Genomic DNA, 10,480 nt, shown 5'->3' with positions numbered 1-10,480 from the left:
ATGCGCAAAAAAATCTGCTGATGTAATTTTATTTTTTAATAAAATCATATGGTTATTATTTTTATTGCAAAGTTGGCACGTAAAGTGCATTATTCTCGTCGGTTGCTCATTCACCTTTTTATGACGGCGCCGTAATTAGACGGCAAATCGCCTCATAAGCCTCCGAATGATGCCAAAGAAATGGTGCCTATCGTCCAACCAAACCGATAACAGACCGTGCAAACGGCTTTATCAAGCATCGGGCGACACGTGGAGTGAGGCACCGCCTGTATCCAACTGTGATGAAGGGTTCATCAATCCTGGATACTTACGGATGCTATTCGTCCTGTTCGATGCCAGCCGCTGCGCTACATCACCCTGGGGACGAGACTTAAGGGCATCCACACTTTCCTTGCGGCGGGGCAAACTGCTTGCCCCGGCGTCAATTCTCAACGCTGCGCTTATCCCTGTTTCGTTGCCTATGCCCTCGAACGCAGACGCTATCCCCCCACTCTCGCTTTCGCACCGGTTTATGCTGCCGAGGCCGCATGCCGTCGGCAGGCCAGGCCTATGGGCGCGGGTAACCGAACCCGCGGCTTTTTCCTTGTGCGTTCAGGATTCTCCCTTGCCGGGCTTTTCTCTTTCCGGCGAGTCAGTTAGCATCGTGACAGAGCTGAGAGAATGAGATGATTTCGTTGAAAAAATGGCGTTTATTCCCCCGTTCGCTGCGGCAATTGGTGCTGCTGGCGTTCCTGTTGGTGCTGTTGCCGCTGCTGGTGCTGGCCTACCAGGCTTACCAGAGTCTGGATCACCTCAGTGCGCAGGCGGCGGACATCAACCGCACCACGCTGGTGGACGCGCGGCGCAGCGAGGCGATGACCAGCGTGGCGCTGGAAATGGAGCGCAGCTATCGTCAGTACTGCGTACTGGTCGATCCTACGCTGCAGAAGCTGTACCAGAACCAGCGCAAGCAGTATTCGCAGATGCTGGACGCCCACGCGCCGATCCTGCCGGACGAGCGCTACTACCAAACGCTGCGCCAGTTGCTGACTCAGCTGGCGGCGATCAAATGCCATAACAGCGGGCCGGACCAAGAGGCTTCCGCCTTGCTCGAGTCGTTCTCCCGTTCCAACGCCGAAATGGTGCAGGCCACGCGCGCGGTGGTGTTCTCGCGCGGCCAACAGCTGCAGCAGGCCATTGCTGAGCGCGGCCAGTTCTTCGGCTGGCAGGCGCTGCTGCTGTTCCTGGTCAGCGTGCTGCTGGTGGTGCTGTTCACCCGCATGATCATCGGGCCGGTCAAGGCCGTGGAACGAATGATCAACCGCCTGGGGGAAGGGCGCGCGCTGGGCAGCACCGCGTCGTTCAAAGGGCCGCGCGAGCTGCGTTCGCTGGCGCAACGCATCATCTGGTTGAGCGAGCGGTTGGCGTGGCTGGAGTCGCAGCGCCACGAATTCTTGCGCCATATTTCGCACGAGCTGAAAACGCCGCTGGCCAGCATGCGTGAAGGCACCGAGCTGCTGGCCGACGAGGTGGCGGGGCCGCTGACTTCCGATCAGAAAGAGGTGGTGGCGATCCTCGACAACAGCAGCCGCCATCTGCAGCAGCTAATTGAACAGCTGTTGGATTACAACCGCAAGCTGGCCGACGGCCCGGCGGAACACGAGAACGTTGAGCTGCGCGAAATGGTCGATTTGGTGGTCGCCGCGCACAGTTTGCCGGCGCGGGCGAAGATGATTTCCACCGAAATTACGCTGGAGGCGGAAATCTGCTGGGCAGAGCCTACGCTATTAATGCGCGTGCTGGATAATCTCTACTCCAATGCGGTGCACTACGGCAAGGAATCCGGTAACATTTGGATCCGCAGCCGTCAGGTTGGACAACGGGTGCAAATCGACGTCGCCAATACCGGCACGCCGATCCCCGAGGCTGAAAGAGCCATGATTTTCGAGCCTTTTTTCCAGGGTAGTCACCAGCGAAAAGGGGCGGTAAAAGGAAGCGGACTGGGGTTGAGCATCGCTCAGGACTGTATCCGTCGCATGCGCGGTGAGCTGCAACTGGCGACGGTCGCCGGTGCAGATGTCTGCTTCCGCATTGAACTGCCGTTAACCGCCGAGAATGAATAAATAATGTACACATGGTCTAAACGCCTTCGTCTTTCACAGACCGAACGTTCACCGCGTGCCACGCACAGAGCGCCGCTCGGCAAACGCCCGATCAGCTGGTTGGGCGCCGTCTTCTTTATGCCGCTGTTGCTGGCGGGCTGCGTCGATCGCGCCGTCAGCGGCGGCTTGAACCCTCAGCAGCAAGAGGCGATCCCGGATACCAAGGTGATCGATTACCGCACCGCGGCTTGCGATACCCTGTGGCAGTTGGACGATAAGGACGCGCTGGATAACTCGCTCTACTGGCTGCGCGCGATGGACTGCGCCGATCGCATCGGGTCGACCCAGGCGCGCGCGCTGGCGAAAACGGTGCCTGGCGACAGCTGGTCCGGCGTTTTTAAACAGAGCATCCTGCTGGGCAGCGCACAGCCGACCTCCGGCGAACGCCGTCAGATAATCGATCGAATCAACAGCTATCGAATGGAATTCCCCGGTTCACTGCGTCCGCTGACGCAGCTGTGGCGCCAGCAGCAACTGCTGCAGATCACGCTGTTCGATGAGAAAGCGCGCTATCAGCATTTGCAGGAGAGCAGCGACAGCCAGATCGATTCGCTGCGCCAGAGCCAGGCGCGTTTGCAATCGCAACTGCAGGACACCTCGCGCAAGCTGGAGAACCTGACCGATATCGAGCGCCAGCTCTCTTCGCGTAAGCAGCTGCAAGGGGAAATCCCGGAAAACAGCGCAGGCTCGCAGAAGGGCGAGGCCGCCGGTAAAAACGGCGCGGCTGCCAAAGGGGCCGAATCGCAGGACGAACCGGAAAAGGGCACCGCGCTGCCGGTAGAACCGGAAGACACCTATACGCCGCACCCAGCCAATAAGGAGTCCCACGCGCAATGACTGCACGCAAACCGGCCAATCTGCTCTTGGTTGACGACGATCCCAGCCTGCTGAAGCTGCTGGGCATGCGTCTGACCAGCGAAGGTTTTCACGTCACTACCGCCGAAAGCGGCCAGGAAGCGCTGCGCCTGCTGGCGCGCGAGCAGATCGATCTGGTGATCAGCGATCTGCGGATGGACGAGATGGACGGCATGGCGCTGTTCGCCGAGATCCAAAAGCATCAGCCGGGCATGCCGGTGATCATTCTTACCGCACACGGTTCGATTCCCGATGCGGTGGCCGCCACCCAGCAGGGGGTGTTCAGCTTCCTGACCAAACCGGTGGATCGCGATGCGCTGTACAAGGCCATCGACGAGGCGCTCGCGCTGTCGGCCACCCCGGCCGGCGACGAGGCCTGGCGCGAAGACATCGTCACCCGCAGCCCGCTGATGCTGCGCCTGTTGGAGCAGGTGAAAATGGTGGCTCAGTCCGACGTCAGCGTCTTGATCAACGGCCAGAGCGGCACCGGCAAAGAGGTGGTGGCGCAGGCGATCCACGCGGCCAGCCCGCGTGCCGGCAAGGCGTTCATCGCCATCAACTGCGGCGCGTTGCCGGAGCAGCTGCTGGAGTCCGAACTGTTCGGCCACGCCAAGGGCGCCTTCACCGGTGCGGTCAGCAGCCGCGAAGGGCTGTTCCAGGCGGCGGCGGGCGGCACCCTGTTCCTCGATGAGATCGGCGATATGCCGCTGTCGCTGCAGGTGAAGTTGCTGCGCGTGCTGCAGGAGCGCAAGGTGCGGCCGCTGGGCAGCAACCGCGATCTGGACATTGACGTACGCATTATTTCCGCCACCCACCGCGATCTGCAAAAGGCAATGGCCAAGAACGAGTTCCGTGAGGATCTCTACTATCGCCTCAACGTGGTGAACCTGAAGATCCCGGCGCTCAATGAACGCGCCGAAGATATCCCGCTGCTGGCCAACCACCTGTTGCGCGAAGCGGCCCAGCGGCACAAGCCGTTCGTGCGCAGCTTCTCGACCGACGCCATGAAGCGGCTGATGACCGCCAGCTGGCCGGGCAACGTGCGTCAGCTGGTCAACGTCATCGAGCAGTGCGTGGCGCTGACCTCGGCACCGGTGATTAGCGAAGCGCTGGTGGAGCAGGCGCTGGAAGGGGAAAACACCGCGCTGCCGACCTTTGCCGAAGCGCGCAACCAGTTCGAGTTGCACTACCTGCGCAAGCTGCTGCAGATCACCAAGGGCAACGTGACCCAGGCCGCACGTATGGCGGGCCGCAACCGCACCGAGTTTTACAAATTGCTGTCGCGCCACGAGCTGGACGCCAACGATTTTAAAGAATGACAGTTTCCCGCCGGTGCCTGCCACGCAGGTTCTCAACAAATCCGGCGGAATGATTTACACTCCGTTCTCTTTGCCGCGGCGCGCCCCGGCGTAGAGCACCATGGAACGTATTAAGCGGGATCGTACACAAATGAGCAGATCACTTTCCATCGCCCTGGCCCAGCTGAACCTGCTGGTCGGCGACATTGAAGGCAACACCGAACGCATGTTGCAAATCGTGCAGGAGCAGCAGAAGGCGGGAGCCGATCTGGTCATGTTCAGCGAACTGGCGCTGTCCGGCTACCCGCCGGAAGATCTGCTGTATCGCAATGACTTCTATCAGCGCTGCGACGCGCAGCTGCTGCGCCTGCAGCAGGCCTCTGCCGAGACGGCGATCCTGGTCGGCCACCCGTGGCGCGAAGGCGACAAGCTGTATAACGCGCTGTCGCTGTTTGCCGAAGGCCGCCTGCTGACCCGCTACTTCAAGCAGCAGTTGCCTAACTACGGCGTGTTCGATGAGAAGCGCTATTTCCACGCCGGCAACGACACCTGCGTGGTGGAGCTGAAAGGCTACCGTCTGGGGCTGCTGATTTGCGAAGATCTGTGGTTCCCTGAGCCGCTCGACGCCGCCAAGGCAGCCGGCGCGGAGATTATCCTGTCGATCAACGCCTCGCCGTATAACCGCGAAAAACCGTATATCCGCAAAACGCTGATGGCCGGCCACTGCCAGCGCACCCAGCTGCCGTTGGTGTATCTCAACCAGGTCGGCGGCCAGGATGAGCTGATCTTCGACGGCTGCTCCAAGGTATTCGACGCCGCCGGCACCATGACCCACCGTCTGGCGGCCTTCGACGAGCAGGTGACTCGCCTGGAATTCAACGAGCTGGATGTGGTGCCGATGGCCGATCCGGCCGCTGAGCTGCCGCAGCTGGCGCAGGTATACCAGGCGCTGGTGTTGGCGGTGCGCGACTACGTGACCAAAAACGGCTTTAAAGGCGCGGTGCTGGGCCTGTCCGGCGGCATCGACTCGGCGCTGACGCTGGCGATCGCCGTGGATGCGTTGGGCAAAGACAAGGTGCAGGCGCTGATGATGCCGTTCCGCTATACCGCGGATATCAGCATCGCCGACGCCAAGGAAGAGGCGGAAATCCTCGGCGTGGAGTTCGATATCGTCTCCATCGAACCGATGTTCGACGCCTTTATGGGCCAGCTGTCGCCGATGTTCGCCGGCACCGAGCGCGACACCACCGAAGAAAACCTGCAGGCGCGTTGCCGCGGGGTGGTGCTGATGGCGCTGTCCAACAAACGCCGCAGCATCGTGCTGACCACCGGCAACAAGAGCGAAATGGCGGTGGGTTACGCCACGCTGTACGGCGATATGGCCGGCGGTTTCGACGTGCTGAAGGACGTGCCGAAAACGCTGGTGTTCAAGCTGTCCGAATACCGTAACACCGTCTCCTACGTGATCCCGCAGCGGGTGATCGATCGTCCGCCGTCCGCCGAGCTGGCGCCGGATCAGGTCGATCAGGACAGCCTGCCGCCGTACGATATCCTGGACGCGATCCTGGAAGGCTACGTTGAGCGCGACAAGTCGGTTGCCGATCTGGTGGCCGAAGGGTTCGACGAAGCGATCGTGCGCAAGGTGATCCGCCTGGTGGATATCAACGAATACAAGCGGCGTCAGGCCGCCGTCGGGCCGCGTATCACCGCCCGTAACTTCGGCAAAGACCGCCGCTACCCCATCACATCCGGTTTTGGCCGCAAAAATTGGTAAAAGGAAAGAAGATGAAAAAGATCGACGCGATTATCAAGCCGTTCAAACTGGATGACGTCCGCGAAGCGCTGGCCGAAGTGGGCATCACCGGTATGACGGTCACCGAAGTGAAAGGCTTCGGCCGCCAGAAGGGCCACACCGAGCTGTACCGCGGCGCCGAGTACATGGTCGATTTTCTGCCTAAGGTGAAGATCGAGATCGTGGTTGCCGACGACATTGTCGACACCTGCGTGGAAACCATCATGCAAACGGCGCAGACCGGCAAGATCGGCGACGGCAAAATCTTCGTCTTCGACGTGGCGCGCGTGGTGCGTATCCGTACCGGCGAGCAGGACGAAGAAGCGATCTGATCCTCCGCAAGAACTTCGGCCATCAGGGCGCAGCGTGCTGCGCCCTTGTCATTTTTGTCCCCCACACATCGCACTTCTTCGCCACACTGTTCTCCCCATTTTTGCCTGTAGGCATTCTAAAAAAGCGAACGCTATCGCGTTTTTGATACTTTTCCCGATCGCTTTTCTCGCGGGATCTACAATCAATCTAACTATCTTGATTGAGGTGATCCCCAATGAATTTCAAGTTGCGGCTAGGCGGCAAGGGCGTGCATCCCCAGGAGCTTACTCAAGTAAGTGACTGGGGTAAGCGCACGCAGACAACAACGCAGCGGCTTGAAAGGCGATGGGGATGATGACGTTACGCCAAATCCGCCACTTCATCGCCGTGGCGGAAACCGGGTCGATCTCCGCCGGCGCCCAGGCGGTGTTTGTCTCCCAGTCTTCGCTGACGCTGGCGATCCAGCAGTTGGAAACCGAGATCGGCGTACGGCTGTTCGATCGCCATGCCAAGGGCATGACGCTGACCCATCAGGGGCATCAGTTCCTGCGCCAGTCGTATTTGATCCTGGCGACGGTGGACAACGCCAAGCGCAGCCTGCAGATCGGCACCGAAAGCCTGACCGGCAAGCTGACCGTCGGCGTCACCAGCCTGGTGGCCGGCTACTTTCTGGTGGAGCTGCTCACGCGCTTTAAATCGGCTTATCCCAACGTCACCGTGCAGGTGGTTGAGGACGAGCGCCCGTATATCGAGCATCTGCTGGTCAGCGGCGAGATCGACATCGGCGTGCTGATCCTGTCGAACATCGAAGACCGCGACGCGCTGCAGACCGAGGTGCTGATGCATTCGCCGTATCGCCTGTGGCTGCCGCCGCTGCACCCGCTGCTGGAACACGAGAGCATCAGCCTGGCGGACGTGGCCAAACAGCCGCTGATCCAGCTCAACGCCGATGAAATGGACGTGCACGCGCGGCGCATCTGGTCGCGCGCCGGGCTGAAGCCGGAGATCGCCATGAAGACCGCCTCGACCGAGGCGGTGCGCAGCCTGGTGGCGGCGGGGATGGGGGTCTCCATCCAACCGGACATGGCGTACCGCGCCTGGTCGCTTGAGGGCAACATGATTGAGGCGCGCAAGCTGGACGATCTGCTGGAGCCGCTGGATATCGGGTTGGCGTGGCGGCGCGGCAGCGCACGGCCTGAGCTGGTGACGCCGTTCCTTACCATCGCGCGCGAGAACGGCAGCAAACACGCCGCCGGGCTTAAGCATTCGATTTAATCGAACGCGGCGTTCAGTATTTAGAATTTGTTGCCCGCCAGAGGCTCGCTTAGGCTGATTAAAACTAACTTATTCACATTTAGTTAACGTTTTTGTCACTTAGGGGCGTCAGGCGATGGCAGATGTGCAGGTTCTCTCGGGTTTGTCCTGTCAGCAGTTCATTAACGGTCAGCTTATCGACGGCGAAGGCCAGCAGGAGTGCATCGTCAATCCGGCCAACGGTGAGACGCTGATCGCCCTTACCGAAGCCTCGTCGGCGCAGGTCGGCGGCGCGGTAAAAGCCGCGCAGCAGGCGTTCGGCCACTGGTCGCGCACCACGCCGGCCCAGCGCGCCGCTCTGTTGCTGCGCATCGCCGACGCCATTGAGCGGCAGGCGCCGCAGCTGGCACAGCTGGAAGCCCTCAACTGCGGTAAACCGCTGCATCAGGCGCTCAATGACGATCTGCCGGCGGCGGTCGACGTGTTCCGCTTCTTCGCCGGCGCGGTGCGCACGCAGCAAGGGCAGCTGGCCGGCGAGTATGTGCCGGGCCACACCTCGATGATCCGCCGCGATCCGATCGGCGTGGTGGCCTCGATCGCCCCCTGGAACTATCCGCTGATGATGGCGGCGTGGAAGATTGCGCCGGCGTTGGCGGCGGGCAATACCGTGGTGTTCAAACCGTCCGAGCATACGCCGCTGACCATTCTGGCGCTGGTGCCGGCGCTGCAGGAGATCCTGCCGCCGGGCGTGCTGAATATCGTCTACGGCGGCGGGGAAGGGGTCGGCAGCCAGCTGGTGGGGCACCCGCAGGTGCGGCTGGTGTCGGTCACCGGCGATATCGTCACCGGGCAAAAAATTCTTCAGGCGGCGGCCAAAAGCGTCAAGCGCACCCACCTGGAGCTGGGGGGCAAGGCGCCGGTGATCGTCTGCGACGACGCCGATCTCGACGAGGTGGTTAACGGCATTCGCACCTACGGTTATTACAACGCCGGCCAGGACTGCACCGCCGCCTGCCGTATCTACGCGCAGGCGGGCATCTACCCCAAACTGGTGGATGCGTTGGGTGAGGCGGTTGCCAGCCTGCGCTTCGCCCGCAAGCGCGATCAGGATAACGAGATCGGCCCGTTGATAAGTGCCCGCCAGCGCGATCGCGTCGCCAGCTTTGTCGAGCGGGCGCTCAGCCAACCGCATATCGAATTGATCACCGGCGCCGCGGCCCACTCCGGGCCTGGGTTTTACTACCAGCCGACCCTGCTGGCGGGCTGCCTGCAAAGCGACGAAATCGTGCAGCGCGAGGTGTTTGGCCCGGTGGTCAGCGTCACGCGCTTCGAGCAGTTGGAGCAGGCGGTTGAGTGGGCCAACGACTCGGAATACGGCCTGGCTTCGTCGGTGTGGACGCAAAATATCGACCGGGCGTTGCACATTGCTGCCCATCTGCAGTACGGCAGCACCTGGATCAACACCCATTTCACCTTGGCGAGCGAGATGCCGCACGGCGGCCTGAAACGCTCCGGCTACGGCAAGGATCTGTCCAGCGATTCGCTGCAGGATTACAGCGTTGTCAGGCACGTAATGGCGAAGTTCAAAGCCAGCTTCTAGCGGTTCTATAAAGCAAAATCAGGCGGCAGCCGTTCCCTGCCGCACACAGATACGCAACACAGGGGTAATTACGATGAGAAAAACTACCGCAGTCACCACCACCGTCTCCGCGCTCTGTCTCACCGTGCTGTGCGGCCTGGCCCAGGCGGCCGATCTGCCGCAGTCTCTGGGCAAAGGCGAGGGCCGGTTGGATATCATCGCCTGGCCCGGCTACATCGAACGCGGCCAGTCCGACAAAAACTACGACTGGGTCACCCAGTTTGAAAAGCAAACCGGCTGCGCGGTGAACGTGAAGACCGCCGCGACCTCCGATGAAATGGTCAGCCTGATGGCCAAGGGCGGCTACGATCTGGTGACCGCCTCCGGCGACGCCTCGCTGCGTTTGATCTTCGGCAAGCGGGTGCAGCCGATCAACACCGCGCTGATCCCTAACTGGAAGAACATCGATCCGCGCCTGCTGAACGGTGCCTGGTACACCGTGGACGGCAAAACCTACGGCACGCCGTACCAGTGGGGGCCGAACCTGCTGATGTACAACACCAAAACCTTCCCGACGCCGCCGGACAGCTGGGCGGTGATCTTCCAGCAGCAGAACCTGCCGGACGGCAAGAGTAACCAGGGCCGGGTGCAGGCTTACGACGGCCCGATCTACATCGCCGACGCGGCGCTGTTCTTGAAGGCCACCCAGCCGCAGCTCGGCATCAGCGATCCTTACCAGCTCAACGAAGAGCAGTATCAGGCGGCGCTGAAACTGCTGCGCAGCCAGCACGCGCTGATTCACCGCTACTGGCACGACACCTCGGTGCAGATGAGCGACTTCAAAAACGAAGGCGTGGTGGCCTCCAGCGCTTGGCCGTATCAGGCCAACGCCCTGAAGGGCGAGGGGCAGCCGATCGCCACCGTGTTCCCGAAAGAGGGCGTGACCGGCTGGGCGGACACCACCATGCTGCATACCGACGCCAAGCACCCGAGCTGCGCCTACCAGTGGATGAACTGGTCGCTGGAGCCGAAGGTGCAGGGCGACGTAGCGGCCTGGTTCGGATCGGTGCCGGCTTCACCGGCGGGCTGCAAGGCCAGCGCGCTGTTGGGTGAGAAGGGCTGCGAAACCAACGGTTTCAACCAGTTCGACAAAATCGCCTTCTGGAAAACGCCGCAGGCACAGGCCGGCAAGTTCGTGCCGTACAGCCGCTGGACCCAGGATTACATCGCCATCATGGGCGGCCGCTAA

General features: G+C 61.4%; 8 protein-coding genes. All 8 read left to right on the top strand.

The features are described 5' to 3' along the window. Positions 1 to 665 precede the first annotated feature (665 nt). The 8 genes from EGY12_RS01920 (at position 666) to ydcS (ending at position 10,480) form a co-directional block, all read left to right on the top strand. On the top strand, positions 666 to 2,102 hold the full coding sequence (locus EGY12_RS01920) for a HAMP domain-containing sensor histidine kinase (RefSeq protein ID WP_049200747.1): 1,437 nt from the start codon (positions 666 to 668) through the stop codon (positions 2,100 to 2,102). 3 nt (positions 2,103 to 2,105) lie between these two features. Then, positions 2,106 to 2,978: a two-component system QseEF-associated lipoprotein QseG gene (gene qseG, locus EGY12_RS01915; protein ID WP_123892399.1), complete on the top strand. Its 873-nt coding sequence runs from the start codon at positions 2,106 to 2,108 to the stop codon at positions 2,976 to 2,978. Further along, positions 2,975 to 4,315, top strand: a complete 1,341-nt coding sequence (gene glrR / locus EGY12_RS01910) for a two-component system response regulator GlrR (RefSeq protein WP_025303931.1) — start codon at positions 2,975 to 2,977, stop codon at positions 4,313 to 4,315. The genes qseG and glrR overlap by 4 nt, the downstream gene beginning before the upstream one ends. Positions 4,316 to 4,445: 130 nt before the next feature. Beyond that, positions 4,446 to 6,068, top strand: coding sequence for an NAD+ synthase (locus EGY12_RS01905; RefSeq protein ID WP_123892398.1), 1,623 nt, complete (start codon positions 4,446 to 4,448; stop codon positions 6,066 to 6,068). An 11-nt stretch (positions 6,069 to 6,079) separates the two neighbouring features. Beyond that, the gene (gene glnB, locus EGY12_RS01900) at positions 6,080 to 6,418 is read left to right on the top strand and encodes a nitrogen regulatory protein P-II (RefSeq protein WP_004847623.1); all 339 of its coding nucleotides are present in this window, start codon (positions 6,080 to 6,082) and stop codon (positions 6,416 to 6,418) included. Positions 6,419 to 6,749: 331 nt separating this feature from the next. Further along, entirely contained in the window at positions 6,750 to 7,673 is a 924-nt protein-coding gene (locus EGY12_RS01895; protein ID WP_038874511.1) for a LysR substrate-binding domain-containing protein, read from the top strand. A 115-nt stretch (positions 7,674 to 7,788) separates the two neighbouring features. Then, positions 7,789 to 9,252, top strand: coding sequence for a gamma-aminobutyraldehyde dehydrogenase (locus tag EGY12_RS01890; protein ID WP_123892397.1), 1,464 nt, complete (start codon positions 7,789 to 7,791; stop codon positions 9,250 to 9,252). A gap of 73 nt (positions 9,253 to 9,325) precedes the next feature. Beyond that, positions 9,326 to 10,480, top strand: a complete 1,155-nt coding sequence (ydcS, locus tag EGY12_RS01885) for a putative ABC transporter substrate-binding protein YdcS (RefSeq protein WP_123892396.1) — start codon at positions 9,326 to 9,328, stop codon at positions 10,478 to 10,480.

Origin of the sequence: Serratia sp. FDAARGOS_506, from assembly GCF_003812745.1 — a bacterium.
In the GTDB taxonomy this organism is placed as follows: Bacteria; Pseudomonadota; Gammaproteobacteria; order Enterobacterales; family Enterobacteriaceae; genus Serratia.
Note: the sequence above shows the minus strand (reverse complement) of the source record. Positions and strands in the feature narration are given on the sequence as shown.